Origin of the sequence: Sphingobium abikonense NBRC 16140 (genome assembly GCF_001598335.1) — a bacterium.
In the GTDB taxonomy this organism is placed as follows: Bacteria; Pseudomonadota; Alphaproteobacteria; order Sphingomonadales; family Sphingomonadaceae; genus Sphingobium; species Sphingobium abikonense.
This window is the reverse complement of the sequence record NZ_BCYT01000009.1, coordinates 51,747-77,628: the sequence shown is the minus strand read 5'-3', so window position 1 is coordinate 77,628 and position 25,882 is coordinate 51,747. Positions and strand designations below refer to the sequence as shown.

Here is a 25,882-nt window from a genome sequence, read left to right as displayed (position 1 = left end):
CGGCGCGGGCCGCGCCAACGCAAGCAAGGACGAAGTTAGTTGACCGACGTAACGACCGAAAAGCCGGCATTGGAACCCACCGGCGCGCTTTCCGTGGAAACCGTGCTGTCGGTGAAGCATTGGAACGAACATCTGTTCAGCTTCCGCATCACGCGGCCAGCCAGCTTCCGCTTCCGTTCGGGCGAGTTCGTGATGATCGGCCTCAAGGGCGACAATGGCAAGCCGCTGCTGCGCGCCTATTCGGTCGCCAGCCCCAGCTGGGACGAGGAAATCGAGTTTCTGTCGATCAAGGTGCAGGATGGCCCGCTGACGTCGAAGCTTCAGCTGATCCAGCCGGGCGACCAGATTTATCTGGGCCGCAAGCCCACCGGCACGCTCGTCACCGACGCTTTGCTGCCGGGCAAGCGGTTGTTCATGCTGTCGACCGGCACGGGCTTGGCCCCCTTCCTCAGCCTGTCGCGCGACCCGGACGTCTATGAATTTTACGAGCAGGTGATGATCGTCCATTCGGTGCGCCGCGTGTCCGACCTTGCCTTCCGCGACGATCTGGAGGCCAAATGGTCCGAAGATCCGCTGGTGTCCGAACAGGCACCCGGGCAATTCCATTATGTGCCCACCGTCACGCGCGAGCCGTTTGACGGCCATACGCAGCGCATCGACGCGCTGGTCGAGAGCGGCGCGCTGTTCGCCGGGATCCCCGGCGCGAAGAAGTTCGACCCGGAAACCGACCGGATCATGATGTGCGGCAGCATGGAGATGATCAAGCAGTTCGCCGCCTATTTCGAAGGCGCGGGCTTTACCGAAGGCTCCAACGCGGCGCCCGGCCAGTTCGTGATCGAGCGCGCCTTCGTCGGCTGACGATAGGAGCAATGGGCGGGCGCGTATGACGCGCGCCGCCCGTCGTCTTACCCTGCGGCCTTCGCCAGCCCCTTGGACAATTGCAGCACGCCATTGAGGCGCGCCTGCGGATCGCCCCAGGCGCGATCCAGCACGATCTTGCTGTCAGGGCGCAACCGGGCGACACCATTCAATCGCTGGACATAGGCGACCAGATTTTCCGGCTTGGGGAAGCGATCCTCGAAGAAGGTAACGAGCGCGCCCTTGGGGCCGACATCGATCTTGGCGATATTAGCGGCCAGGCAATTCTGCTTGATCTCGATGATCTTGAGCAGGTTTTGCGTTGGCAGCGGCAGCTTGCCGAAACGGTCGATCAGTTCGGCGGCGAAGGATTCGAGGCCCTGGCGATCCTCCAGTTCGTTGATGCGGCGATATAGCCCCATGCGCAGGTCGAGGTCGGGCACGAATTCTTCTGGAATGAGGATCGGCGCGTCGACGCTGATCTGTGGCGAAAATTCCTCGCTGCGCCGTTCTTCGGCGATGCCGCCGGCCTTGGCGTCCAGGATCGCGTCTTCCAGCATCGACTGGTAGAGTTCGAAGCCCACTTCCTTGATATGGCCCGACTGTTCGTCGCCGACCAGATTGCCCGCGCCGCGAATGTCGAGATCATGCGAGGCAAGCTGGAAGCCCGCGCCCAGCGTGTCGAGGTCCGACAACACCTTCAGCCGCTTTTCCGCCGTGTCGGTGATGATGCGGTTGGCGGGCGTCGTCATATAGGCATAGGCGCGCGTCTTGGACCGGCCGACGCGCCCGCGCAGCTGGTAGAGCTGGGCAAGGCCGAAGCGGTCGGCGCGATGGATGATGAGCGTATTGGCGCTCGGAATATCGAGGCCGGATTCGACGATGGTGGTCGACAGCAGCACGTCATAGCGTTTGTCGTAAAAGGCGGACATGCGCTCCTCCACCTCGGTCGCCGACATCTGGCCGTGGGCGACGATGGGTTTGACCTCGGGCACCTCGTTGCGCAGAAACTCCTCGACTTCCGTAAGGTCGGCGATGCGCGGCACGACGAAGAAGCTCTGCCCGCCGCGATAATGTTCGCGCAGCAACGCCTCGCGAATGACCACCCCATCCCACGGCATGACATAGGTGCGCACGGCGAGCCGATCGACCGGCGGCGTCTGGATGACCGACAATTCGCGCAGGCCCGACATCGCCATTTGCAGCGTGCGCGGGATCGGCGTCGCCGTCAGCGTCAGCACATGCACGTCGGTCTTGAGGCCCTTCAACCGTTCCTTGTGGGTGACGCCGAACCTCTGTTCCTCATCCACGATGACGAGGCCCAGCCGCTTGAACTCAATCCCCTTGGCGAGCAGGGCGTGCGTGCCAACCACGATGTCGATGCTGCCATCGGCGAGGCCCGCCTTTACCGCTTTTGCTTCCTTGTCGGGGACCAGGCGGGACAGGCGGCCGATCTCGATCGGGAAACCACGGAAGCGATCGACGAAATTCATGTGATGCTGGCGCGCGAGCAGGGTGGTGGGGCAGATGACGACGACCTGCATCCCGGCCATCGCAGCGACGAAGGCAGCACGCAGCGCGACCTCTGTCTTGCCGAAACCCACGTCGCCGCACACGAGCCGGTCCATCGGCTTGCCCGCGCCAAGATCATCGATCACGTCGCTGATCGCGCGATCCTGATCGTCGGTTTCCTGATAGGGGAAGCGGTCAACGAAGGCGGGGTAGCCCGCGACGTCGGGTTCGGCGACGGTGGCGGGGCGCAGCGCGCGGGCGGCGGCGGTCTTGAGCAGCTCGCCCGCAATTTCGCGGATGCGCTCCTTCATCTTCGCCTTGCGCCGCTGCCAGGCCTCGCCGCCCAGCTTGTCGAGGCTTACGCCATCGGTTTCGGAGCCATAGCGCGAGAGGACTTCGAGATTTTCGACCGGCACATAGAGTTTGTCGCCGCCGGCATATTCCAGCGCGACGCAATCATGCGCGGCCTTCGACACCGGAATTTGCGTCAGCCCATCATAGCGGCCAATGCCATGGTCGCGATGCACGACCAGATCGCCGGGCGTCAGCGTGGCGAGTTCCTGCAGGAAGGCGTCCGCATTCTTCTTGCGCTTGGCGCGGCGCACCAGCCGGTCGCCCAGCATATCCTGTTCGGTGAGCACCGCGACATCGGGTGCGGTAAAGCCATGGTCTAGGCCAAGCACGATCAGCGCGACGCGCCCGTCGGCGGCAAGGCCCAGCGCTTCCTGCCAGTCATCGGCCGCAGCGATCCGCGCCACGCCATGATCGGCGAGCAACCCGGACAGGCGTTCGCGCGCGCCCGCCGAATAGCTGGCGATCACCACCTTCTTCTTCTTGCGGCGCAGGCCGTCGATATGGGCGCTGACAGCGTCGTAGATATTGCTGTTCTGTGCGCGTTCGGGGGTGAAATCGCGCGGCCCGTCGACCGCGAAATCCAGCACCGTCGCGCTTTCCGGCTCGTGGAAAGGCGTGGTGGCATGCATCGGCAGCGACGCCACCGCCGCGTCCCATTCGGCCGCGTTCAGGTAAAGGGCGTCGGGTTTGAGCGGACGATAGGAACCGGGATCGGATGATTTCGCCTGCACCCGGTTGGCGTGATAATCGCGGATCGCCTCGAACCGGTTTTCCGCTGCGCCCGCCACCCCGGAATCGCGCACGATCACGGCATCGCCCAGATGATCGGTCAGCGGCACCAGCTTTTCTTCGAACAATGGCAGCCAATGTTCCATGCCGGCCAGGCGGCGGCCGTCACTGACCGCCTGATAGAGCGGGTCGCCGGTCGCGGTTGCGCCAAATGTCTCGCGATAGCGCAGCCGGAACCGCTTGATCGTGTCCTCGTCCAGCAGTGCTTCGGACGCCGGGAGCAGGGTGAAGCCATCGACGCTGCCCGTGGTGCGCTGGTCGGACGTGTCGAACCGGCGGACCGTCTCTATCTCGTCGCCGAAAAAGTCGAGCCGCAGCGGTTGTTCCTCGCCGCCGGGGAACAGATCGACAATGCCGCCGCGGATGGCGAATTCGCCCCGGTCATGAACGGTATCGGTGCGGACATAGCCATTGGCCTGTAACATCTCGGCCAGCCGCTGGATCGCGATCCGTTCCTTGGGCGCGAGTTTCGCCACCAATTGCCGCACGCGAAAGGGGGTCAGCGTGCGCTGCGTCATCGCCGCCAGCGTGGTGACGACAAGCTGCGGTCCCTTAGGCTTGACCTGCAAGGCGTGAAGTCCCGCCAGACGCGCAGACGCCGCGCGCAGCGACGGGCTGGCGCGATCATAGGGCAGGCAGTCCCACGCGGGAATGTCGATCAGCTCCAGTTCCGGGGCGAAGGTTGGCGCGGTGTCGGCGATGGCGCGCGCCTGCTGTTCGTCGGCGGCGATGAAGACGGCGCGGCCCGGCGCCGCTCCGCCGGCCGCGCGCGCCAGATCCGCGAGCAGCCAGGGCAGGAACCCGGCCGGCACGCCCGCCAGGGTGATCGGCGCCTTGGCGCTGAGGATTTTTTGAAGATCGGTCATTCTGCTCTTTCATCCTCCCCCTTAGGGGGAGGGGGACCGGCGAAGCCGGTGGAGGGGTGTCACATTATTGAGAGGGTTACACCCCTCCGTCAGCCTTCGGCCTGCCACCTCCCCGTGCAGGGGAGGATGATTTCAGACGATCTTCACGAAATCGAGTTTCAGGAACCGGTCCATCATCGGACCCTTCCATTCATCGGGCACGGGGATCGTCCCCACCGCCCAGCCCATGATGTCGGCATCCTGCTCTTCCATGAAGCGTTCAAACCACGCGATTTCCTCTTCGTTCCAGGTCGCGTGATAACGGTCGAAGAAGCCGCCCACGGTATAGTCCGATTCGCGCGTGCCGCGATGCCAGGCGCGAAACTTCATGCGGCGCAGATGGGGAGTGTCGTTCATGTTCATTCACTTCATCCGTTCGTCCTGAGTAGCCGCTGAGCGAAGTCGAAGCGGCGTATCGAAGGATCGTTCGACGCAGGATGCTTCGATACGGGTCTTCGACTTTGCTCAGACCCACTCAGCACGAACGGCTGTATCGAGGTGCGAGCCGCCATTTGTGCCACCGTCCCGGCTGGGCTAGAGCGCGTGAGATAGCCATGCGACCCGATATTCTCAATCCGATCTTTGCCGAAATTTCCCTGTTCAAAGGGGTAGGACCGGCGCTGGCCCGTCCGCTGGAGCGACTGGACCTCAAGCGGGCGGTCGATGTCGCCTTCCATCTGCCGGTCAGCTGGGTCGATCGCCACCTGACTGACCGGCTGGACATGGCCGACGCCGGGCGGATCATCGGCACGGTGCTGACGCCCATCGACTATCGCGCCGGCGGCAGCGCGCGCGCGCCGTTCCGCGTGCTGGCGGTGGACGGGCAGGGCAATGGCGTCGCCCTCGTCTATTTTGGGAAGAATAGCGGCTGGCCGCGCAAGCTGTTGCCGCTCAATGAACCCAAATTCGTGTCGGGCAAGCTGGAGGCCTATGGCGAAAACCTCCAGATCGTCCATCCCGACCATGTGCTGCCGCCCGAGGAAGCGGACACGGTGCCCGCCCGCGAATCGGTCTATGGCCTGTCCGAAGGGCTGACCAACAACCGGATGCGCGACCTGGCGGCGCAGGCGCTGGCGCGCGCGCCCGACCTGCCGGAATGGATCGAACCCAGCCTGCTGGCGCGCAAGGGGTGGCCCGCCTGGCGAGAGGCGCTGGCCCGCGCTCATGCCGATCCGGGCGATGGCCCCGCGCGCGAGCGGCTCGCCTATGACGAGATTTTTGCCGGTCAACTGGCGCTGATGCTGGTGCGGCAATCGTCGCGCCGCCGACGCGGCGTGTCGATAGAGGGCGACGGGCGGCTGCGCGCGATGCTGAAACTGCCCTTCGCGCCGACGGGCGCGCAGCGCCGGGCGATCGGCGAGATTGAGGGCGACATGGCGCAAACAACGCCGATGCTGCGGCTGCTGCAAGGCGATGTGGGATCAGGCAAGACGCTGGTCGCGCTGATGGCGCTGCTGAATGCGGTCGAGGCGGGGATGCAGGGGGCAATGCTGGCCCCGACCGAGATATTGGCGCGGCAGCATCATGAAACGCTGCGCAAGATGACGTCGGGCATGCCCATCGAAATCGCGATCCTGACCGGGCGCGAAAAGGGCAAGGTGCGCGAAGCCACGCTGATGGGGCTGGCCGATGGCAGCATCGACATATTGGTCGGCACGCATGCCATTTTTCAGGAGGCGGTGCGTTACAAGGCGCTGGGCCTTGCCGTGATCGACGAACAGCATCGCTTCGGCGTCGCGCAGCGGATGATGCTGGCGAACAAGGCGGAACGCGCGCCGCATTTGCTGGTGATGACCGCGACGCCGATCCCGCGCACGCTGACGCTGACCTATTATGGCGAAATGGATGTGTCGCGGCTCGACGAAATGCCGCCCGGCCGCCAGCCGATCCAGACATTGGTGATGGCGGCGAGCCGGCTGGACGAGGTGGTCGACGCGCTCGCCCGCCATGTCGAAAGCGGCGGGCAGGCCTATTGGGTGTGCCCGCTGGTGGAGGAAAGCGAAACCAGCGACCAGGCGGCGGCCGAGGCGCGCGCGGAATCGCTGCGGCTGCGGTTCGGCGATCGCGTCGGCCTGGTCCATGGCCGGATGAAGGGGCCGGAAAAAGACGCGGCGATGGAAGCCTTTGCCGGCAACCGCACGCAGATATTGGTGGCGACTACGGTGATCGAGGTGGGCGTCGATGTGCCAAACTCCAGCCTTATCATCATAGAGGGCGCGGACCGGTTCGGCCTGGCGCAGCTGCACCAGCTGCGCGGGCGAGTGGGGCGCGGGGACAAACCGTCCACCTGCCTGCTGCTGCGCGGCAACGCGCTGGGCGAAACATCGCGCGCGCGGCTGGCGCTGATGCGCGAAACCAATGACGGCTTTCGCATCGCCGAGGAGGATCTGAAGCTGCGGGGCGCGGGCGAGGTGCTGGGCACGCGCCAGTCGGGCGAGGCTGTGATGAAACTGGCCAGTCCGGAGCATGTTGCGGCGCTGGTGGACGCGGCGCGCGATGACGCGCATCTGCTGATCGAACGCGATGGCGGGCTGGACAGCGCGCGGGGGCAGGCCGCGCGTACCTGCCTCTATCTGTTCGAAAAGGATGCGGCCGTAGGGTTGCTGCGCGGCGGGTGATGAGCACGCCAATCGAACCGGCAAGGCGGATAGAAATGCCGTCCCTGATCGTTCCATGTCGGCATCTGTAAAGGAGCATGCGGTGCGAGAATGTGGGTTTCTGATGGCCGTGCTGGCGCTGGCGGCGTGCCATTCGGCGCCGCAGACGGAACAGGCCGATGCGGGCACTGCCGGCGCCGAGGCGGAGGCCGCTGCCAGCAATGCCGGCCTGCCCGCACAAGCGCCAAATACGATCCGCGGCACCATGGCAGAGGCGGGCGATCAGGCCGGTGCGGGGATGACACCCTCCGTGCGCGACTGCCATTTCGAGGTGGACGGCAAGCGGCTGGTCGACGGGCCTTGTCGTGTCTTTCCGATGGGGAAGGACCAATATACGCTCAACACATGGGACGGCGGCAAACCGCGTCAGTCGCATTTCGCGGTCGTCACGACACAGAGCGACGGTCGCACCACCGCGACCTGGAACAAGGACCCGGATGACAGCCGGGCCTATGACCCGCTGGGCGTCGTCACGAAGCGCAACGGATGCTGGGTGAATGTGCGGACCCGGATCTGCGCGCAATAAAGTCATCGTGATTCCGTTCATGCTGCGCCTGCGAAACAATTTGCAGGCAATGGCGTTGCTCCCTTCATGCCGGACATCAGCCTGACCAACATCACGTCGCTGGCCGCGGTTTCCATCGCGCTGTCGGTCGTCGCGGCCTTCCTGATCCATTGGGTGCTGTACGCCATCGCCGTGCGCGTGGTGCGCGCGCGCATGACGCCGATCCTGCTGCCTGCCATATTCCAGCCGACGCGCTGGCTGGTTGTGCTGTTCGCGCTTGGCGCGGGCGTCCAGCCATTGGAGCTTGGGCCACGGGTGGAGTCGCTCTGGTCGATCGGGTCGAAGATGCTTTTCGCGCTGCTTGCCGGCTGGCTGTTGCTTCGGGTGCTGCGGGCGGTACGGCAGATGATCGAAAGCCATAGCGACATCAGCGCCGAGGATAATTTGAAGGCGCGGCAGCGGCATACGCGCGTGCGCATCCTCTACCGCATCGCCCAGAGCATGATCGCGGTGCTGGTGATCGCGATGGCGCTGATCGCCATTCCCGGCGTCCGATCGATCGGGGTCACGCTGGCGGCGTCTGCGGGCCTGGTCGGCCTGGCGGTGGGCGCGGCGGCGCAGCCCGCGCTCAAGAATCTGATCGCCGGCGTCCAAATGGCCTTTTCCGAGCCCATTCGCCTGGACGATGTGGTGATTGTGGAGGGGGAATGGGGCCGGATCGAGGATATCACCCTGACTTTCGTCGTGGTGCGCATCTGGGACGATCGGCGCATGGTGGTGCCGGTGTCCTATTTTCTGGAAAAGCCGTTTCAGAACTGGACGACGAAAACGTCGGACCTGCTGGGCACGGTATTTTTCTATGTCGATCCCGCCGCTGACGTGGCGCGTATCCGCGATGCTTTCGTCGATGCGGTGAAAGCCAACAGCCGGTGGGACGGGCGCGTGGCGATATTGCAGGTGACCGACCATCGCGCCGATGCGCTGGAACTGCGCGGTCTCCTGTCGGCGCGCAATGCCGGCATCGCTTTCGACCTACGCTGCGAAGTGCGGGAAGCGGTGATGGACTTTCTGCGCACCGAGATGCCCGATGCGCTGGTGCGTAGCCGTCAGCGGCTGGAGCCGGGCGAAGGGTTTGAGAGGCTGGCCCCTACCAGATCGTCTGACGCGGCGGAATAAGCGCCATCATCGCGTCATAGAGGCGCGGATTGACGGGCGTCAGAAATTCCATGCCGACGCGCCCATCCTCTGCCCAGCGAATTTCGGCGGGATAATCCTTTACGACTGGCAGCCAGACAGTGATGCGCTCGCCTGTCAGCAGCGAATCGTCCGATCGGCACATGAGGCCAAGGGGGGAGATGTTGATGATCCGCACGCCCTGGGTGCGGCCGCGCACGGTGACATGGCTGACCAGATCCACCAGGTCGCGTTTCGCCCGACGCTGTTCGACCGACGGGTCGCGCGATCGCATCACATGGTCGAGACTGGCGAGAACCGAGTTGGGCATGACCGCGAGCCTAAGCAGCCGATCATGAACGAGATGTGCAAAAACAGGCTTAGCAAGGCGTTAAGCCTGTTTATCCCGTCTAGCCGATCCCTTTGAGGTAACGGGATTTTTCGCCGCGTTCCGGGTCAGTCGATGACCAGCCCGTGCTTCTTGGCTCCGAAACTCAGCTTGTCGCCGGCTTTCAGCATGACGGCGGGGTCGGTGACGACCGTGCCATTCACCCTGATCGCGCCTTCGCTCAGTTTGCGGCGCACTTCCTTGTTCGACGTCGCAAAGCCAAGGGCCGTGGTCGCTCGAACAACGGTCAGGCCTTGCTGGCCCAGGCTGACGGTCGGCAGATTGGCGTCGGACGCGCCTTCCTCGAACGTGCGGCGGGCGGTTTCGGCGGCGGCGGCGGCGGCGTCCGCACCATGGGCCATGGCGGTGGCGGCGTCGGCCAGTATCTTCTTGGCGTCGTTGATCTCCGCCCCGTCCAGCTTTTCCAGCCGGGCGATCTCGTCCAGCGGCAGGTCGGTAAACAGCCGCATGAAGCGCCCGACATCGGCGTCCTGCGTGTTGCGCCAGAATTGCCAATAATCATAGGGCGACAGCGCATCGGCGTTCAGCCACACCGCGCCCTTGGCGGTCTTGCCCATCTTGCCGCCGTCGGCCGTGGTGATGAGCGGGGAGGTAAGACCGAACACCTGCGTGCCATCGACCCGCCGCGACAATTCGATGCCGTTGACGATATTGCCCCACTGGTCGGACCCGCCCATCTGGAGCCGGCAGCCCGCCCGCCGCGACAGTTCCAGAAAGTCATAGGCCTGCAGGATCATATAGTTGAATTCAAGGAAGCTGAGCGATTGTTCGCGGTCCAGTCGCAGCTTCACGCTGTCGAAGCTCAGCATCCGGTTGACCGAGAAATGCTGGCCGATGTCGCGCAGGAAGGGGATATATTCGAGGGCGTCGAGCCATTCGGCATTGTCGACCATGATGGCGTCGCTCGGACCGTCGCCGAATGTCAGGAAGCGCTCGAACACCCGCTTGATGCTGGCGACATTCTCGTTGATCTTCTCGACCGTCATCAGCGAGCGCGCCTCGTCGCGCAGGGAGGGGTCGCCGATCTTGCCGGTGCCGCCGCCCATCAGGACGATCGGCTTGTGCCCGGCCTGCTGCATCCGGCGCAGCATCATGATCTGCACCAGGCTGCCGACATGGAGCGAGGGGGCGGTAGGGTCGAAGCCGATATAGCCTGGCACCACGTCGCGCGCGGCCAGGGCATCAAGGCCCTGCGCATCGGTCAGTTGGTGGATATAGCCCCGCTCGTCGAGCAGGCGGAGGAGATCGGACTGATATTGGCTCATGGCGCGCGCCTTTAGCATCGCGGGCGGTCGACGGAAAGATGCCGTTCGCCCGGCGCTTGTCGAAGGGCGCGACTTGTTTCAAGGATGGCGCTTGCACAGGTCCAGCCGCGAACGGATTTTTCCCTTATGCCCCAATCGACCCTGGCCATCGGCCTCATGTCCGGCACGTCGCGCGACGGCATCGACGCCGCGCTCATCGAAACGGATGGGGAGGGCGCGGTCGCGGCGCTGGAATTTCACGCCATGGCCTATGACGAGGGCTTTCGCCTGCGCCTTGCTGAAGCATGCCAGCGCGCGATGGCGATGGAACGGCCGGGCTTCGAACCGCTGATCGCATCGGTCGAGGCGGAATTGACCGAACGCCATGTGCAGGCGGTGGCCGACCTGCTGGGGCGCAGTGGCCATGTCGCGCAGGATATCGGGGTGATCGGCTTTCATGGCCACACGCTCGCCCACCGGCCGGAGCGCGGCTGGACCTGGCAGATTGGCGATGGCGCGGGGCTGGCCGGGGCGTTCGGCATCCCGGTGGTCGCCGATTTGCGCCAGGCGGATGTCGTGGCGGGCGGGCAGGGCGCGCCGTTGCTGCCCGTCTATCATCGCGCGCTGGCCGACGCGCTGGCCAAGCCCGCCGCGATCCTCAACCTGGGCGGGGTTGCCAACATCACCTTCATCGGGTCGGACGGCGCGCTGATCGCCTTTGACACCGGCATGGCGAGCGGCCTCATTGACAATTGGATGCAGACGCAGGGCCATGCCCCTTATGACGAAGGCGGTGCCTGCGCGGCGCGGGGGCAGGTGGATGCGGCAATCTTGTCGACGATGCTGGCCGACCCGTGGTTCGATCTGCCGCCGCCCAAGAGCATCGACCGGGAAGCCTTTTCGATCGAGGCGGTGCGGGGCCTATCTCTGGAGGATGGCGCGGCGACACTGACGGCCTTCACCGCCGCGGCGGTGGCGCGTGCGATCGACCATCTGCCCCAGCGCCCGGCCGAAATCCATGTCGCGGGTGGCGGCCGGCACAATGCCACGCTGATGGCGATGATCGCCGAGCGGACGGGGGCAAGTGTGCGCAGCGTCGATCATCTGGGCTGGGACGGCGACGCGCTGGAGGCGCAGGGCTTTGCCTATATGGCGGTGCGGCACCTTAAAGGCCTGCCGATCAGCTTTCCCGGCACGACCGGCGCGCCCGCGCCGATGACCGGCGGCGTTCTGTTCCGGCCCTGATCGCAATCGCGCGTCAGAGAGGGAGGTCGCGCCATGTTCCCGGCGCTACCCCGTCCAGCGTCCAGTCGCCGATCCGCCAGCGTACCAGCCGCAGCGTGGGGTGCCCCACGGCGGCGGTCATCCGGCGCACCTGCCGATTGCGCCCTTCGCGGATGGTGAGGCTGATCCAGCAATCGGGCACGGTCTTGCGAAAACGCACCGGCGGGTCACGCGGCCACAGCGCGGGCGGCTCGATCCGCTCCGCCTGCGCCGGCAGCGTCGGCCCGTCCTTCAGCATCACGCCAGCGCGCAAGCGGGCCAGTGCATCGGGCGTCACATCGCCTTCCACCTGCACCAGATAGGTTTTGGGCGTCTTGAAGCGCGGATTGGAAATGCGCGCCTGCAACCGGCCGTCGTCGGTCAGCAAAAGCAACCCTTCGCTGTCGCGGTCGAGCCGCCCGGCCGGGTAAACGCGCGGCACGTGGATAAAGTCCGACAAGGTGCGCCGGTCCGCGCCGATGCTGGAATCGGTGAATTGGGACAGCACGTCATAGGGTTTGTTGAACAGGATCAGCCGGGCCATGGCGAGTCAGTCCTCATGCCCGTCGTCGATCATCAGGCTACCCTGATTGACGAGCGTCACCAGCAAGTCGATCCCCGCAGCCATCGACCGGTCGAGCGTGACGGCAGGATGCGCGCACAGCTGCTGCGCCAGTAGCGCCAGATCGCCGGCGCAAGGATAAGCGCTGCCATCGACGAACAGCGTCACGCCATTCTCGCTCCGAAAGAAGGCGAAGCGGCTTGCCGGATTGCGCATCAGGGCCGCGCCCGCGTCGATCAGGGCCAGCATATCCTCGGTCGTGACGGGTTCCTTCGGCCGCCAGTCCGCGTCGGGATATTTGGGCGTCGTCACATGCTGCCCGAACCAGTCGGCGAAGGCGGACCGGTCGGCCATTGCCGCGATCGTCATGGCGTGCAGCCGCGCGATCGCGTCGGGCGCGACTTCGCCGGGATTGGCGACGGGCTTAAGGTCGGGGTCGGCATAAAGATCATCGTCGGGCATGGCGGCGGCCAGATGTTCGGCCCATTCGATCAGCATGTCGGGCCGTGATGGCGCGCGAAAGCCGATCGAATAGGTCATGCAATCATCGCCCACCGCCACGCCGTCATGCGCGAAACCGGGCGGGACATACAGGATATCGCCCGGTTCCAGCACCCATTCGTCCGTCGCGGTGAAATCGGGCAGCAGGCGCAGGTCGCCATGCGGACGCAGCAGGGTGTCGCGGTCGCAACGCGGCCCCACGCGCCAGCGCCGCCGGCCCAGCCCCTGCACCAGGAACACGTCATATTGGTCGAAATGCGGCCCGACCCCGCCGCCGTCGCTGGCATAGCTCACCATCACGTCGTCGATCCGCCAGTCGGGGATGAAGCGGAAAGGCGCGATCAGCGCCGCGACATCGGGGGCGTGATGATCGACCGCCTGCACCAGCAGGGTCCAGGGCGACCCGCCCAATGTCGCGAAACGATCTTCCCCAAAGGGGCCATGTTCCAGCGCCCAGTCACCGTCCCTCTGAACCACGATACGCGATTCGATCCCCTCCTCGCAGGCGAGGCCCGCCAGTTCGTCCGGCTCCAGCGGATTTACCCACGCGCCCCAGGGATTGCGGATCAGGAGCGGCCGCTTTTGCCAATGATCGCGCAGGAAGGCTTCAGCGTCGAAGGAAGGAAACATGGATGCTCGCGGACGGGGACAGGTGTGACGGCTTTGCCCGTCGCGGCCGTCGCTGACAAGCGGGAGGCAGGCGAGAAGCAGCAGGGGGGGGTGCCATTGGCTGATGCAGGTTGGGCGGGCGCGGAACCGCGCGGCACTCCCGACACTTCCATGCTCATGTTCTTCGATAATGTGCACGGCCTCTTGCGGGTCCTCATCATTTCCCTGCTCGCTTATGCCTGGCTGGTCTTCGTCCTGCGCCTGTCGGGCAAGCGCTCGCTCGCCAAGCTCAATGCGTTCGATCTGGTGGTGACTGTGGCGCTCGGCTCCACGCTGGCGACAGTGCTGCTGACCAAGGATGTCGCCTTTGCCGAAGGCGCCCTGGCCTTCTGTATGCTGGCGCTGTTGCAATGGATCGTGGCGCAAGCGTCGATCCGATCGTCCTGGTTCAGCGACCTGGTCCGATCCCGTCCGCGATTGCTCGTGGAGGATGGCGATTTTCGCGACTCGGCGATGCGCGACGAACGCGTCACCCGCGCGGAGGTGGAAGCGTCGATCCGCAAGAGCGGCATCGGGCGGATCGAGGATGTGGGCGCGGTCGTGCTGGAAAGCGATGGCAGCATGAGTGTGCTTGAACGATCGGACGGTGCCTATACGGTGCTGCGATCGGTCGCGCGCTGACCGGTCGCAGCAGGCGAGGGCGGGACGGGCATGGCGGAACTGCAACTGATCGACTTTGGCATGTTGCTGGTCGTTACGTCGCTGGTGGCGATCGTGTCGCGGCGCATCGGCCTGCCCTATACGGCAGGGCTGGTCGCGGCGGGCATCGCGCTGGCGCTGCTGCCGATCGGCGTCGACCTGCCACTGTCGCGCGAACTGATCTTCAACATCTTCCTGCCGCCGCTGATCTTCGAGGCGGCGTTGCAAATGCCCTGGAAGCGGCTGCGCGATCAATTGCCGCTGACGGTCACGCTCGCCTTTCTGGGCGTGGCTATTTCCGCCGGGGTCGTGGCGGGCGGGATTCACTGGCTGCTCGGATGGAGCTGGCTGGGCGCGGCCTTTTTCGGCGTGCTGATCGCGGCGACCGACCCGGTGTCCGTCATCGCCGCCTTTAAGGAAATGCGCGCCGAGCCGCGCCTGTGCATGGTGGTCGAATCCGAAAGCCTGCTCAATGACGGTGTCGCCGCCGTGGGCTTTTCGATCCTGCTGGGGCTGGCGGGCGGCGGCGCGTTGACTCCGGTCGCGGCGGCAGGTGCGCTCGCCTGGACGGTGCTGGGCGGGATCGCGTCGGGCGGCGTCGTCGCCTTCGTCCTCCTGAAACTGGCCGGGCGCACGGAGGATCATCTTGTCGAAATCACGCTGACCACCGTCATTGCCTGGGGCAGTTTCCTGCTGGCCGAACATCTGGGCGCATCGGGCGTGTTCGCCGCGCTGGTCGCCGGGGTCATCGTCGGCAATCTGGGCTGGCGGCGGGCCATTTCCGATAACGGGCGCGGCCATGTGCTGGGCTTTTGGGAATATGCCGCCTTCCTCGCCAATTCGCTGCTGTTCCTGATGATCGGCAGTCATGAGGCGCATCAGCCGCTCGCGCTGGTGTCGGGCGCACTGGCCGTGGTGATCGCACTGACGCTGATCGGCCGGGCGGCGGCGGTCTATCCCATTGCCCTGCTGTTTCGTCCAACCCGCCTGCGCCTGCCCGCTCCCTATCAGCATGTGCTGCTGTGGGGCGGGCTGCGCGGCGCGGTGGGGCTGGCGCTGGCGCTGGCGGTGCCGGCTAGCGTGCCGGAGCGTGGACAGATCATCGTGCTGGCGTTCGGCGTCGTCGCCTTTTCGATCTTCCTTCAGGGGCTGACCATGCCACCGCTGCTGCGACGCTGGAAATTGACGGGGCAGGGCGATCCCGACGATGCGCGCTCATCCTGACGGTCAATTACGCTATCGAAATCCGTTGAAATCATGCCAAAGCGGGCAATGCCCAGCCCTGCCGGAGACAAACGCATGCCTATTACCCGCCGCGACCTGCTAGCCTCCGGCGCCTGCGCGCTCACCCTGTCCGCTTTGTCGCGCGGCGCGCGCGCCGCCACCGCCGCGGATGCGCAGGCGGAGGCGCTGCTGGCGCAGATGGCCGAGGAAATGCTGGTCGACGCGCCCGAAACCGCCAGCGGGCTTGGCATCGACACCCGCGCGCGCGCGGCGCTCAAATCGCAGCTGGGCGACAAAAGCCCGGCAGGCCAAGCGCGCATCGCCGCCCATGTGCGCGACCGGCTGGTGCGGCTGCGCGCAATCGACCTCGATGCGCTGTCGCCCGCGACCCGTACCGACGTGGAGGTGGTATGCACGTCCCACGAACTGGCGGCTGACGGTTTTGCCTTCCCGTTCGGCGACATGGCGATGATGAACAGCAACTGGTCCTACCGCAACAGCCCCTATGCGGTCGCGCAGAATACCGGCAGCTTCGTCGAAACGCCCGACTTCCTCGATTCCAACCACAAGATCGACAATCCCGCCGACGCGGACGCCTATCTGTCCCGGCTGGAGGCCTATGCCGCCAATCTGGACGGCGAAACGCAGCGATTGCGCCACGACGCGGGCATCGGCGTCATCGCGCCCGCCTTCTTGCTCGACAAGACGCTGGGGCAGATGGCGCGGGTGGAGGCGCAGCCGATCGACCAATGGGTGCCCGTCGCCTCGCTGGCCCGGCGCACGCAGGACATGCCGGGCGATCATGCCGCGCGCGCGCAGGCGATCGTGCGGGACAAGGTCGCGCCTGCGCTCGCCCGCCAGTGCGCTGAACTTCAGCGCCAGCGTCGGGGCGCGACGATGGAAGCGGGAGTATGGAAACTGCCGCAAGGTGAGGACTATTATCGCTGGGCGCTGCGTGCCGGCACGACGACGCGCATGACCCCGGACGAGGTGCATAAGCTGGGCCTTGACCAGCTTGCCGCGCTGCAAGGGCAGATGGACGGCCTGCTCAAGGGGCTGGGCATGACCAAGGGCACGGTCGGGCAGCGCATGACCGCCATGGGGAAGGACCCGCGCTACCTTTTCCCAAACGACGATACAGGCCGGGCCCAGATATTGTCTTATATCGACGGGCGGCTGGCTGACATTCGCACCCGCCTGCCACGCGCCTTTGCGACGCTGGTGCCGGCCAGGCTGATCGTGAAGCGCGTGCCGGTGGAGATAGAGGCGGGCGCGCCGGGCGCCTATGCCGGGGCCGGCTCCATCGACGGCAGCGTGCCGGGAAATTATTATATCAACCTGCGCGATACCGGCATCTGGCCGCGCTACAGCCTGCCTACGCTCTGCTATCATGAAGGGATACCGGGCCATATCTGGCAGGGCGAATATACCTATAAACTGCCGCTGATCCGGTCGTTGCTGGCGTTCAACGCCTATAGCGAGGGCTGGGCGCTCTATGCAGAGCAGCTGGGCGATGAACTGGGCGTCTATGATGGCGATGTCGCCGGGCGGCTCGGCTATCTCCAGTCGATCGCCTATCGCTGTTGCCGGCTGGTGGTCGACACCGGCCTGCACGCCAAGCGCTGGACCCGCGATCAGGCGATCCAGTGGTTCGCCAGCACCAACGGATCGACGCTGGAGGATGTACAGGGCGAAGTCGACCGCTATTGCGCCTGGCCGGGACAGGCCTGCGGCTACAAGGTCGGCCATGGCGAAATCGTGCGGCTGCGCGGGGACGCGCAACGGGCGCTGGGCGACCGGTTCGACTTTCGCCTGTTCAACGACATGGTGGTGAAGGGGGGCGGCGTGCCGATGACCGTGCTCGCCGCCAATGTCGACGCCTGGGTGAAGGGACGCGGCGGGGCCTGAACCCCCGCCCCGCGCCCCTTGAGGCCCAGGGCCGGATGGGATTTACATCCCGTCCAGCCCCTTGCTGACCAGGATGTTGACGGACACGCGGCGATTTTCGGCCTTGCCCTGGGCGGTGTCGTTGCTGGCGATCGGCTGGGCTTCCGACATGCCGGTCGGCGTCAGCATGCGATAGGGTTTCCAGTTGCAATGCTGTTGCAGATAATTGACCACCCGGCCCGCGCGCTTCTCGCTCAGCATCTGGTTATATTCTTCCGACCCGGTCGAATCGGTATAGCCCACGACCAGCAGTAGCGCATTGTCCATCTGTTCGGCGCTGGCCGCCGTGGCGCACAGGTCGCTCTTGGCCTGGGGCGACAGCACGGCCTTGCCGGTGTCGAAATTGACGTTGGTGGTTGCCTTCACATTATATTGATCGATGTCGGCGACCCGGCCGCGCAGCGCCTCGGTCGCGGCGCTCTGTTCGGCAAAGCCCTGCGCCGTGCCGTTGCGGATCATCGACGCGGTCTTGAGGTCCTTGTTCTTGAGCGCGATGCGCGTCGCGACCAGCCCCTGCGCGCCCTGCACCGTCTCGACGCTGACGGGCAGGCCGTTCAGCAGCGCGTCCGGCCCCAGCGTCTCGCGGCCAAGGCCCAGAAAGCCGCCGCTAGCCCGCACCACGGTTGCCTCGCCGATGGCGACGACGTTGTTCGCGCCATCCTCACCCGTGACCTGCATCTGGTCGCCGCTGCGTGCGGAGATGAACCCTTCGATCGTGGGTCCCTTGACCGCTTCGGCGGGTGCCGGCTCGGGTTCGGTAATCGTGGCCGACAGGTCCGCCGGCGGCGCGTCCTGAGCGGCCAGCGGGCTCGCCATCGGCCCGCTCAGCAGCGCGCAGGCCAGCAGCGCGGCGCCTCCCTTTGACAGTTTAGACATGGGTGATCCTCCATCCTCTTGAATAAGCCGGTCCTGCCTGTTCCGGCGAATATTGCGCGCAGATGAATGGCAGGCGCAAGGCGCATTGCTCTGCCGGTCATGCGAGCGCAGGGCGAGGCGAATGGAGGCAGTCCCTGGCGCGGGCGACAAGCAGACCCCAATTTTTTGGGGTGGCTGCGATCGGGTGGGGGGCTTACGCATGATGCCCATGAGCATATCCGTGGAAGAGGCCGTTCTTGCGCTCACTGAAAAGGAGAAGCAGACGTTGCGCCTGATGGTGCGCGGGCATGACGCCAAGTCGATCGCGCGCAGCCTTGGCCTGTCGGTCCATACCATCAACGAACGGCTGCGCGACGCCCGGCGCAAGCTGGCCGTGTCGAGCAGCCGGGAAGCGGCGCGGATGCTGCTGGACGCGGAAGGGGCCGATGTAACGTCGCGCCCCCCCGAAAATCTGGGGGACAGCGAAATCGGGGCGGACAGGGCGGCCGCGCCGGGGGATGAGCAGACAGCGCCGATGGACGGCGCGGGGCAGGCCAGCCGCCGGCCCCTGATCCTGACAGGAGTGATGCTCATGACCCTTATCCTTGGATTGCTCGCCATGGCGACGCTCAGCCCCGATGGCGCGAACACGCAGCCGGCCACGACCCAGGCGCAGGTTCCGCAGGACGCAGAGCTGGTGCAAAAGGCGCGCGCCTTCCTGACGCTGGTCGACGCCGGCCGCTGGGACGACAGCTATCGCCTCTTCGGTCCCGCCTTCCGCAAGCTCAACACGCCGCAGGTCTGGGCGTCGGTGTCGGAAAAGGTGCGCCTGCCGCTGGGGGCCGTCTCCTCCCGCCAGTTCCTCAGCCAACAGGAGCTTCCCGCCCCGCCGGCCGGCTACACCGTTATCAAATTCCGCACCGACTTCGCCGCCAAGCCGAACGCCGTCGAAACCGTGACCCTGGAACAGGGCAAGGCTGGCTGGCAGGTCGTGGGCGTGACGATCGAATAGCCAAGGGGCTTCAGCGATATCTTGCTCGCTGCGAGCGGATGTTCCAATCAATAGTCATGTTCGATGATGTGCCGGTTCGGGTCTGGATATGGCTTGCGATTGCAATCGCTGCCTACGCGCCTGCACGTTATATCTTCAGATACCTCACTGACACGCCGCGTCGACGGGACATTACCTCCGCTCCTAAAGACTATGGTCGGCGATCGGTGGCGCTGTTTAGACGCAACTTTTTCATTCTCGCCGGTTTGATTTCGTTCGGTTTCTTCATTTTCACACCGTTTGCAGAAGCGTTCGCCAGATCGCCATCCTTTTGGCCCTTGCTCATCGCCCTGATGGGGCTATGGGCGGCGTTCACGGTTGTGTCAGGTTTTCGCAAGGGTCGAATTCAACCCATCGTAAGGGGTGCGGATTGGACATTTGAGCGTGCATCTCAACCCAAGCGCTTTTGGGGCGCTCTCATGTGGAACGGCGCGCTCGCTGGGCTATGCATTTACGCGGGCGCGATTGGTGTTCGTGATGCGCCAGTCCAGCAAGAGCGGGAAAAATGTCATAATTATCAGGATCGCTTTTCGGCCATAGAGGCCATCGAAGCGTGCAATGCTTTGCTAAAAGTGGCCAATGGTCGGGCGCAGAGGTCGGACATATTGCTGGCCCGGGGTAACGGCTACTATGCCCAGAAACATTATATATCGGCGGAACGAGACTATGCCGCGTCGGCAAATCTCGATCCCGAAAGTTCGGCAGTTTGGTACAATCTGGGTCTCGTTTCAACCGAACTCGGCAATCGCAGCGCCAGTATTCGTCACTATGGTCGGGCCATCACAAAAGACAATAGGAATGGGGAAGCGTTCCTCAATCGCGGACTGCTGTTTCTCGACGATGGCCAGTTGGACAGGGCCATAGCGGATTTCACCAAGGCCGCTAACTTGGAACCCAAAAACGCTACGGCGTTGGCAAACAGGGGTATCGCCTATGTTTGGAAAAGGGACACCCAAAAAGCACTTGCTGATTTTCGGAAAGTCGATGCAATTGACCGGTCTAATGTCATTGTTCTGCACGGCCGCGCGCTGCTAAGCCTTCATGGTGGAAATCCCCATGCTGCCATAGAGCAACTTTCCGCAGCCATCGGGCATGATCCTGATGACTTATGGGCGCTCCGCCTGCGCGGCGACATATATGAATCCCTCGGTGATTATGCTCGGTCGCAGGCGGATACGGACAGAGTGCTCAAGATCAACCGGGGGATGACGTCGAAATCATAACTTTATTCAGCCCCCTCTACCCACAAGGTTGCGCCTTCCGCGCGGATGATGCGGACGCGCGCGCCGGCGGGCGTGTCGGGGCCGCGCGCGGTCCAGACGCTGTCGCCCACGCGCACCCGGCCCTCGCCGCCGCTGATCGGTTCCACCACGCTGACCGTCTCGCCGATCAGCCGGGCGGCGCGGTCATTGAGCAGGGGGTCGGTGGAGGCGACGGGATGGTCGACATACCAGCGCCGCCCGGCATAGACCGCCACGATGCTGAGCGCGGCGAACAGCAGCAATTGCAGCGGCAGGCCGATCGGCAGCGCCAGCGCGGCAAGCCCGGTGATCGCGGCGGCGATCGCGATCCAGATCAAGAACACGCCGGGGATCAGCACTTCGCCGATGCCCAACAGCGCGGCGAATACCAGCCAGGCCCAATGATCCTCCATCAGGGCGATCCAGTCGGTCATGCCCGCATCCTCCTGCCACCTTCACGCGCCATCGCCCTTACCCCTGGCTCTGGCCGAACGGGCCGCGGCGTGGCGGCGCGGGCGGGGTGGGGGTGGGCTGGCCATCGACGCCCAGCGCATCCTTGGCGAGCTGGCCGATGCCGCCCAGCGTCCCGATCAGCTGCGTCGCCTCCACCGGGAACAGGATGGTCTTGGCATTGGGCGACGTCGCGAATTGCTGCACCGCCTCGGTATATTTCTGGGCGATGAAATAGTTGAGCGCCTGCGGATTGCCCGACGAAATCGCGTCCGACACCATCTGCGTCGCCTTGGCCTCCGCCTCGGCTTCGCGCTCGCGCGCCTCGGCGTCGCGGAAGGCGGCCTCGCGCCGGCCCTCGGCTTCCAGGATCTGGCTTTGCTTCGCGCCCTCGGCCTTCAATATTTCCGACGCGCGCAGGCCTTCGGATTCCAGGATGAGCGCGCGCTTCTCGCGCTCGGCCTTCATCTGCCGGCCCATCGCATTGACGATATCGGCGGGCGGGCGAATGTCTTTCAGTTCGACGCGCGTGATCTTGATGCCCCAGCTGTTGGTGGCATGATCGACCACCGACAACAGCCGCGCATTGATCTCGTCGCGCTTGGACAATGTTTCATCCAGATCCATCGACCCCATCACCGTGCGCAGGTTGGTCGTCGCCAGCTGCATGATCGCGACATAAAGCTCGCTCACCTCATAGGCCGCCTTCGCCGCGTCCAGCACCTGGAAGAAGACCACGCCGTCGACCGACACCATGGCATTGTCCTTGGTGATGATTTCCTGCCCCGGAATATCGACCACCTGCTCCATCATGTTGATCTTGCGGCCCACCGCGTAAAAGAAGGCGGGGTAGAAATTGAGGCCGGGCCGGGCAACTTCGGTGAACCGGCCGAAGCGTTCGATCGTATATTGATAGCCCTGCCGCACCACCTTCACGCTGACGGCGAGGTAGAAGAGCACGAGGCCGGTCAGCGTCAGGGCAAAGGTGGTCAGCATGGCGTTTCCATTTTCCATGAAGGGCATGTCGGGCTTGGATCATGCGCCCGTTTCGTTAACGAGGAAAGTCAAACCGCAAAGGAGAGTAAGCCCCATGTTGCTGCGTCACGCCCGTTCGCTGCTGTTCCTCCCCGCCTCCAACCCGCGCGCCATTGCCAAGGCGCGGACATCGCCGTGCGACATGGTGATCCTGGACCTGGAGGACGCGGTTGCCGACGACCGCAAGGCGGAGGCGCTGGACCGCGCGCTCGAAGCCCTGGGCGAGGGCTTTGGCTCAAGGCTTGCCGCTGTGCGCATCAATGTCGAAGGCGCGGCCACCCATGGGCGCGAGATGATCGCCCTCAAGGGCACGGCGGCCGACTATGTGGTGCTGCCCAAGGTGGAGCATCCCAAACAGGTGAAGGACGTATTTTCGGTCAGTCAGAAACCGGTGATCGCGATGATCGAAAGCGCGCGCGGCGTGCTGGCTGCCAATGCGATCGCGGCGGGCGAAGGTTGCGCCGGGCTGTTCATGGGTAATAACGACCTGCGCCGCGACCTTGGCCTTCCCGACAATGCCGGGCGCGCGGGCCTGGGCCTTGCGATGCAGACAGTGGTGCTGGCCGCCCGTGCGGCGGGCATCGCGGTATTTGACGGCGTCTTTAACCGGCTGGACGATGAAGCAGGACTGGAGGCGGAATGCGCCGAGGGTCATGCGCTGGGTTTTGATGGCAAGACGCTGATCCACCCGGCGCAGGTTCCCGTCGCCAATCAAGTGTTCGGCCCCGACGCCCAAGCCCTGGCCGACGCCCGCCGCCTGATCGAAGCCGCCACCGGCGGCGCCGAACGCTTTGAAGGCCGCATGATCGAAACCATGCACGTCGAACAGGCCAAGGCACTTGTCGCGCGCGCCGAAGCCGTAGGGGAATAAATGCGACCGATGCTTTTCAGGCGAAGGACGGACCGCTTCTAGCTGTGTTGCAATGATGCTACACGCCGCAACAAAAACGTTACAATTGCTCTCTGTTCGTCGCACCGGGGTTGATCCGCCGGGTCGCTTTTGGCGTCTTTCAATGGATTGAGTTCGCCCCGAACTCTCAAAAAACAGAGGGAAAATATATGCATCGCACCGCTGTTGCGGCGCGTCGGCTGCTTGCGGCCAGCGCCCTGTCCACCCTGATCGTCGCGCCCGCCTTCGCGCAGGATGCCGCGCCCGCCGACGCCGGCGACACAATCGTCGTTACCGGCAGCCGTATTCAACGCAGCGATTATAATCTCGCCAATCCGCTGGTCACGGTCACCGCCGAAGCGCTGGAGCAGGCTGGTAACGTGCAACTGGTCGATACGCTGGCGCAGAACCCCGCGCTGATCAATTCTCTGAACGGCGCGCGGACATCGGGATCGAACGCGGACTTCGGTGCGGTCGGGGTTCAGTTGCTCGATCTGCGCGGCCTGGGCGAAAACCGCACGCTGGTTCTGGTCAATGGTCGTCGCCATGTGGCCAGCCTGTCCGGGTCGGCTGCGGTCGACATCAGCACCATTCCCAACGATCTGGTGGAGGCGGTCGACGTCCTGACCGGCGGCGCGTCGGCCATTTATGGCGCGGACGGCGTGTCGGGCGTGGTCAATTTCCGCCTGAAGCGCGATTTCGAAGGGTTCAAGGCGAGCGGCCAGGTGGGCATTTCCAGCCGGGGCGACGCCGGGCAGCGTTATGGATCGGTGACCTATGGCCGCAATTTCAGCGACGGGCGTGGCAATATCGCCCTGTCCTACGAATTTCGCGAACAGGATCGTCTGAGCAGCTTCAACCGGGCGCGCACCGGCAATCCGCTCGACACCTATGGCATCGTGCGCAATCCTCTCGACTTCCCTGACGATCCGAACATCCCCGATCGCGTGCCGACCAACAATCTGCGCTATGCGGACAGTTCGCTGGGCGGTGCGATCGACGTCGATTTCGACGGCATTCCCGACTATACCGGCGAAGGCAAAGTCTATGATCGCGGCACATTGCTGCCGTCGTCGGGCGGCCTGACGCAGGGAGGCGACAGCACGCCGCTGGCGGGCTATCAGGGCGATTTGCAAGCCTATAATCGCGTCCATAACATCAATCTGCTGTCGCATTATGATTTCAGCGACGCGGTCAAATTCTTCTTTGAAGCCAAATATGTGAAAAACAAGACGAAGACGCTGGCGCAGCCATCCTTCGACTTCTTCACCTATCTGTCGCCCGACAATGCCTATTTGCAGGATCAGTTTGGTGCGCTGGCACCCGATGGCGCGCTGATTTCTCGCGACAATTTCGATATGGGCGTGCGCGGCGAAGAGAATGAACGCGAAACGATGCGCTTCGTTGGCGGTTTCGAGGGCGTGATTTCCGATCATGCCCGCTACGAACTGTCCTACACGTTCGGTCAGACCAAGTCGAAGGTGCTGTTGACCGACTATCGCATCGGCGATCGCTACTGGGCGGCGATCGACGCGGTGCGCGATCCGGCGACCGGCCAGATCGTCTGTCGTTCGACCCTCGACCCGACGGGCAATATCAATCCCGATAATTATGACGCGCCAGCCACCACTTTCACGCCGGGTGCTGGCAGTGGGTGCCAGCCGCTCAACCTGCTGGGCAACGGATCGCCCAGCCAGGCCGCGCTCGACTGGGTCAATGCGGACATCATGAACCGCGCCAAGGTTCAGCAGCATGTCGTGTCGGGATCCATCTCGGGTGATTTCGGTCAGTTCTTCGAATTGCCCGGTGGTCCGGTGGGCTTTGCCCTTGGCGCCGAATATCGCAAGGAAAAGAGCAGCTTTGTGCCTGACGATCTGCTCCAGCAAGGCGCGCTTGCGGATTTCTCGCTCCAGCTTCCCGAACGCGGCAGCTTCGACGTCAAGGAAGTCTTCGGCGAATTGTCGGTGCCTGTGCTTAAGGAAGTGCCCTTCGCTTATAATCTGAGCTTTGGCGCCGCGCTGCGCCTGTCGGATTATTCGACCATCGGCAAGACGACGACGTGGAAGGTCGACGGCACCTACGCGCCGATCCCTGACATCACTTTCCGTGGCACCTGGTCGGAAGCCGTGCGTGCCCCCAACATCACGGAACTGTTCGCTCCGCTGAACGGGGGCTTCTCGTTCATCGGCGATCCGTGCGATCCGGTCTATATCAACGAAGGCACGCAGTATCGCGCCGCCAATTGCCAGGCAGCCTTGTCTGCCCTGGGCCTGACGCCCGACCAGATTGCCGTCTTCAACCCGGAAAATGATCCGACGGCGACGGTCAGCCTGCCTGGAAACAGTGGCGGCAATCGCAATCTGCGAGAAGAAACCGCACGGACCTGGACGGCGGGCGTCGTGGTGCGCCCCAGCTTCATTCGCGGGCTGGTGGCATCCTTCGACTGGTATGACATCAAGCTGAAGAATGCGATCAACACCGCCACGGCCGAGGAAGTCGCCGAACTATGCGTCGACCAGCCTTCGCTGGATAATGTCTTCTGCGGCAACATTTCGCGCGATCCCACGACCGGCTATATCAACGGCTGGTTCGTGCAGCCTCAGAATGTGGCCAATTTCCGTACCTCCGGTGCGGATTTCAAGCTGAACTATCAGTTCGAGACTGCCAGCGCCGGCAATTTCGCCCTGTCGCTGGTTGGCGGCTACCTCAACAAGCTGGAATTCATCCCGACCCCGGGCGCGACAGTCGATGTCGATCGTGAAGAACCCTATTATCCCAAGTGGAATGCAACAGGCGACATCACCTGGAAACTGGACAAGCTGACCGTCAACTATGGCATCAGCTGGTTTAGCAAGACGCGCCGCTACGAAATCGAGCAGACCAACGCCAACCCCGACATCGCGGAGTCCAAATATCTTTGGTATAAGGAAAAGTGGCAGCACGACCTCTATGTCGCCTATGACGTGGACGAACGGTTCCGCTTCTATGTCGGCGCCAACAACCTGTTCGACCAGCAGCCTTCGATCGCGTCGAGCAACTATCCGATCAGCTATGTCGGCCGCTATATGTATGCAGGCGCCAAGATCACGATGTGATGGGGCTGGCCCTGTAGTGACAGGAAGGAAAGGGGCGATTTATCCGCCCCTTTTT

21 protein-coding genes are annotated in these 25,882 nt (G+C 64.3%); 12 read left to right on the top strand and 9 right to left on the bottom strand.

What is annotated here, in order from left to right; genetic code table 11:
- Window positions 1-39 precede the first annotated feature (39 nt).
- Window positions 40-858: a ferredoxin--NADP reductase gene (locus SAB01S_RS11815; protein ID WP_062733222.1), complete on the top strand. Its 819-nt coding sequence runs from the start codon at window positions 40-42 to the stop codon at window positions 856-858.
- A 47-nt stretch (window positions 859-905) separates the two neighbouring features.
- Here the strand turns inward: SAB01S_RS11815 and mfd are convergent, their stop codons facing one another.
- Both mfd and SAB01S_RS11805 read right to left on the bottom strand, forming a co-directional pair.
- Window positions 906-4,379: a transcription-repair coupling factor gene (mfd, locus tag SAB01S_RS11810; protein WP_062733220.1), complete on the bottom strand. Its 3,474-nt coding sequence runs from the start codon at window positions 4,377-4,379 to the stop codon at window positions 906-908.
- A gap of 132 nt (window positions 4,380-4,511) precedes the next feature.
- Complete coding sequence (locus SAB01S_RS11805; RefSeq protein WP_062733294.1) at window positions 4,512-4,775, bottom strand: FAD assembly factor SdhE; 264 nt, start codon at window positions 4,773-4,775, stop codon at window positions 4,512-4,514.
- Between the two features lie 197 nt (window positions 4,776-4,972).
- On the opposite strand from SAB01S_RS11805, the gene recG reads away from it, so the two are divergent.
- The 3 genes from recG to SAB01S_RS11790 all read left to right on the top strand — a co-directional run bounded on the left by recG (window position 4,973) and on the right by SAB01S_RS11790 (window position 8,756).
- Window positions 4,973-7,036 (top strand): ATP-dependent DNA helicase RecG, encoded by a 2,064-nt coding sequence (gene recG, locus SAB01S_RS11800; protein WP_062733219.1) that lies wholly within the window; start codon window positions 4,973-4,975, stop codon window positions 7,034-7,036.
- A 55-nt stretch (window positions 7,037-7,091) separates the two neighbouring features.
- Complete coding sequence (locus tag SAB01S_RS11795) at window positions 7,092-7,601, top strand: hypothetical protein (RefSeq protein ID WP_157078336.1); 510 nt, start codon at window positions 7,092-7,094, stop codon at window positions 7,599-7,601.
- A gap of 66 nt (window positions 7,602-7,667) precedes the next feature.
- Window positions 7,668-8,756 (top strand): mechanosensitive ion channel family protein, encoded by a 1,089-nt coding sequence (locus SAB01S_RS11790; RefSeq protein WP_062733215.1) that lies wholly within the window; start codon window positions 7,668-7,670, stop codon window positions 8,754-8,756.
- Here the strand turns inward: SAB01S_RS11790 and SAB01S_RS11785 are convergent.
- Window positions 8,728-9,084: a PilZ domain-containing protein gene (locus tag SAB01S_RS11785; RefSeq protein ID WP_062733214.1), complete on the bottom strand. Its 357-nt coding sequence runs from the start codon at window positions 9,082-9,084 to the stop codon at window positions 8,728-8,730. The genes SAB01S_RS11790 and SAB01S_RS11785 overlap by 29 nt on opposite strands.
- Window positions 9,085-9,209: 125 nt before the next feature.
- Window positions 9,210-10,427 carry a tyrosine--tRNA ligase gene (gene tyrS, locus SAB01S_RS11780; RefSeq protein WP_062733292.1) on the bottom strand — a complete coding sequence of 406 codons (1,218 nt, stop codon included), beginning with the start codon at window positions 10,425-10,427 and terminating at the stop codon, window positions 9,210-9,212.
- 126 nt (window positions 10,428-10,553) lie between these two features.
- Here tyrS and SAB01S_RS11775 point away from each other — a divergent pair, with 126 nt between their 5' ends.
- On the top strand, window positions 10,554-11,651 hold the full coding sequence (locus SAB01S_RS11775; protein ID WP_062733289.1) for an anhydro-N-acetylmuramic acid kinase: 1,098 nt from the start codon (window positions 10,554-10,556) through the stop codon (window positions 11,649-11,651).
- Between the two features lie 13 nt (window positions 11,652-11,664).
- On the opposite strand, the gene SAB01S_RS11770 is transcribed toward SAB01S_RS11775, so the two are convergent.
- Both SAB01S_RS11770 and SAB01S_RS11765 read right to left on the bottom strand, forming a co-directional pair.
- Entirely contained in the window at window positions 11,665-12,213 is a 549-nt protein-coding gene (locus SAB01S_RS11770) for a pseudouridine synthase (protein WP_062733212.1), read from the bottom strand.
- A 6-nt stretch (window positions 12,214-12,219) separates the two neighbouring features.
- A complete protein-coding gene (locus SAB01S_RS11765; protein ID WP_062733210.1) occupies window positions 12,220-13,362 on the bottom strand; it encodes a cupin domain-containing protein in 1,143 nt (380 codons plus the stop codon).
- Between the two features lie 24 nt (window positions 13,363-13,386).
- Here SAB01S_RS11765 and SAB01S_RS11760 point away from each other — a divergent pair, with 24 nt between their 5' ends.
- The 3 genes from SAB01S_RS11760 (at window position 13,387) to SAB01S_RS11750 (ending at window position 17,172) form a co-directional block, all read left to right on the top strand.
- On the top strand, window positions 13,387-14,022 hold the full coding sequence (locus SAB01S_RS11760) for a DUF421 domain-containing protein (RefSeq protein ID WP_245646466.1): 636 nt from the start codon (window positions 13,387-13,389) through the stop codon (window positions 14,020-14,022).
- A 30-nt stretch (window positions 14,023-14,052) separates the two neighbouring features.
- Window positions 14,053-15,264, top strand: a complete 1,212-nt coding sequence (locus SAB01S_RS11755; protein WP_062733208.1) for a cation:proton antiporter — start codon at window positions 14,053-14,055, stop codon at window positions 15,262-15,264.
- A 75-nt stretch (window positions 15,265-15,339) separates the two neighbouring features.
- Complete coding sequence (locus SAB01S_RS11750; RefSeq protein ID WP_062733206.1) at window positions 15,340-17,172, top strand: DUF885 domain-containing protein; 1,833 nt, start codon at window positions 15,340-15,342, stop codon at window positions 17,170-17,172.
- Between the two features lie 42 nt (window positions 17,173-17,214).
- Here SAB01S_RS11750 and SAB01S_RS11745 read toward each other — a convergent pair whose 3' ends face one another.
- A complete protein-coding gene (locus SAB01S_RS11745) occupies window positions 17,215-18,087 on the bottom strand; it encodes an OmpA family protein (RefSeq protein WP_062733204.1) in 873 nt (290 codons plus the stop codon).
- A 208-nt stretch (window positions 18,088-18,295) separates the two neighbouring features.
- On the opposite strand from SAB01S_RS11745, the gene SAB01S_RS11740 reads away from it, so the two are divergent.
- Entirely contained in the window at window positions 18,296-19,078 is a 783-nt protein-coding gene (locus tag SAB01S_RS11740) for a helix-turn-helix domain-containing protein (protein ID WP_062733286.1), read from the top strand.
- 56 nt (window positions 19,079-19,134) lie between these two features.
- A complete protein-coding gene (locus SAB01S_RS11735; RefSeq protein WP_169802566.1) occupies window positions 19,135-20,340 on the top strand; it encodes a tetratricopeptide repeat protein in 1,206 nt (401 codons plus the stop codon).
- A 2-nt stretch (window positions 20,341-20,342) separates the two neighbouring features.
- On the opposite strand, the gene SAB01S_RS11730 is transcribed toward SAB01S_RS11735, so the two are convergent.
- Window positions 20,343-20,792 (bottom strand): NfeD family protein, encoded by a 450-nt coding sequence (locus SAB01S_RS11730; protein WP_062733201.1) that lies wholly within the window; start codon window positions 20,790-20,792, stop codon window positions 20,343-20,345.
- Between the two features lie 37 nt (window positions 20,793-20,829).
- Window positions 20,830-21,804, bottom strand: coding sequence for an SPFH domain-containing protein (locus SAB01S_RS11725; protein WP_031299235.1), 975 nt, complete (start codon window positions 21,802-21,804; stop codon window positions 20,830-20,832).
- Window positions 21,805-21,898: 94 nt separating this feature from the next.
- On the opposite strand from SAB01S_RS11725, the gene SAB01S_RS11720 reads away from it, so the two are divergent.
- Complete coding sequence (locus SAB01S_RS11720) at window positions 21,899-22,714, top strand: HpcH/HpaI aldolase/citrate lyase family protein (protein ID WP_062733199.1); 816 nt, start codon at window positions 21,899-21,901, stop codon at window positions 22,712-22,714.
- 188 nt (window positions 22,715-22,902) lie between these two features.
- Window positions 22,903-25,827, top strand: a complete 2,925-nt coding sequence (locus SAB01S_RS11715) for a TonB-dependent receptor domain-containing protein (RefSeq protein ID WP_062733198.1) — start codon at window positions 22,903-22,905, stop codon at window positions 25,825-25,827.
- Window positions 25,828-25,882: the final 55 nt, after the last annotated feature.

Excerpts from the sequence above, each read along its gene's own strand:
- SAB01S_RS11805 (WP_062733294.1), bottom strand. The coding sequence starts at position 4,775 with ATGAACGACACTCCCCATCTGCGCCGCATGAAGTTTCGCGCCTGGCAT.
- SAB01S_RS11775 (WP_062733289.1), top strand. The coding sequence starts at position 10,554 with ATGCCCCAATCGACCCTGGCCATCGGCCTCATGTCCGGCACGTCGCGC.
- recG (WP_062733219.1), top strand. The coding sequence starts at position 4,973 with ATGCGACCCGATATTCTCAATCCGATCTTTGCCGAAATTTCCCTGTTC.
- SAB01S_RS11725 (WP_031299235.1), bottom strand. The coding sequence starts at position 21,804 with ATGCTGACCACCTTTGCCCTGACGCTGACCGGCCTCGTGCTCTTCTAC.
- mfd (WP_062733220.1), bottom strand. The coding sequence starts at position 4,379 with ATGACCGATCTTCAAAAAATCCTCAGCGCCAAGGCGCCGATCACCCTG.
- SAB01S_RS11750 (WP_062733206.1), top strand. The coding sequence starts at position 15,340 with ATGCCTATTACCCGCCGCGACCTGCTAGCCTCCGGCGCCTGCGCGCTC.
- SAB01S_RS11795 (WP_157078336.1), top strand. The coding sequence starts at position 7,092 with ATGTCGGCATCTGTAAAGGAGCATGCGGTGCGAGAATGTGGGTTTCTG.
- SAB01S_RS11720 (WP_062733199.1), top strand. The coding sequence starts at position 21,899 with ATGTTGCTGCGTCACGCCCGTTCGCTGCTGTTCCTCCCCGCCTCCAAC.
- SAB01S_RS11755 (WP_062733208.1), top strand. The coding sequence starts at position 14,053 with ATGGCGGAACTGCAACTGATCGACTTTGGCATGTTGCTGGTCGTTACG.
- SAB01S_RS11735 (WP_169802566.1), top strand. The coding sequence starts at position 19,135 with ATGTTCGATGATGTGCCGGTTCGGGTCTGGATATGGCTTGCGATTGCA.
- SAB01S_RS11770 (WP_062733212.1), bottom strand. The coding sequence starts at position 12,213 with ATGGCCCGGCTGATCCTGTTCAACAAACCCTATGACGTGCTGTCCCAA.
- SAB01S_RS11790 (WP_062733215.1), top strand. The coding sequence starts at position 7,668 with ATGCCGGACATCAGCCTGACCAACATCACGTCGCTGGCCGCGGTTTCC.
- SAB01S_RS11765 (WP_062733210.1), bottom strand. The coding sequence starts at position 13,362 with ATGTTTCCTTCCTTCGACGCTGAAGCCTTCCTGCGCGATCATTGGCAA.
- SAB01S_RS11785 (WP_062733214.1), bottom strand. The coding sequence starts at position 9,084 with ATGCCCAACTCGGTTCTCGCCAGTCTCGACCATGTGATGCGATCGCGC.
- SAB01S_RS11730 (WP_062733201.1), bottom strand. The coding sequence starts at position 20,792 with ATGACCGACTGGATCGCCCTGATGGAGGATCATTGGGCCTGGCTGGTA.
- SAB01S_RS11740 (WP_062733286.1), top strand. The coding sequence starts at position 18,296 with ATGAGCATATCCGTGGAAGAGGCCGTTCTTGCGCTCACTGAAAAGGAG.
- SAB01S_RS11745 (WP_062733204.1), bottom strand. The coding sequence starts at position 18,087 with ATGTCTAAACTGTCAAAGGGAGGCGCCGCGCTGCTGGCCTGCGCGCTG.
- SAB01S_RS11715 (WP_062733198.1), top strand. The coding sequence starts at position 22,903 with ATGCATCGCACCGCTGTTGCGGCGCGTCGGCTGCTTGCGGCCAGCGCC.
- tyrS (WP_062733292.1), bottom strand. The coding sequence starts at position 10,427 with ATGAGCCAATATCAGTCCGATCTCCTCCGCCTGCTCGACGAGCGGGGC.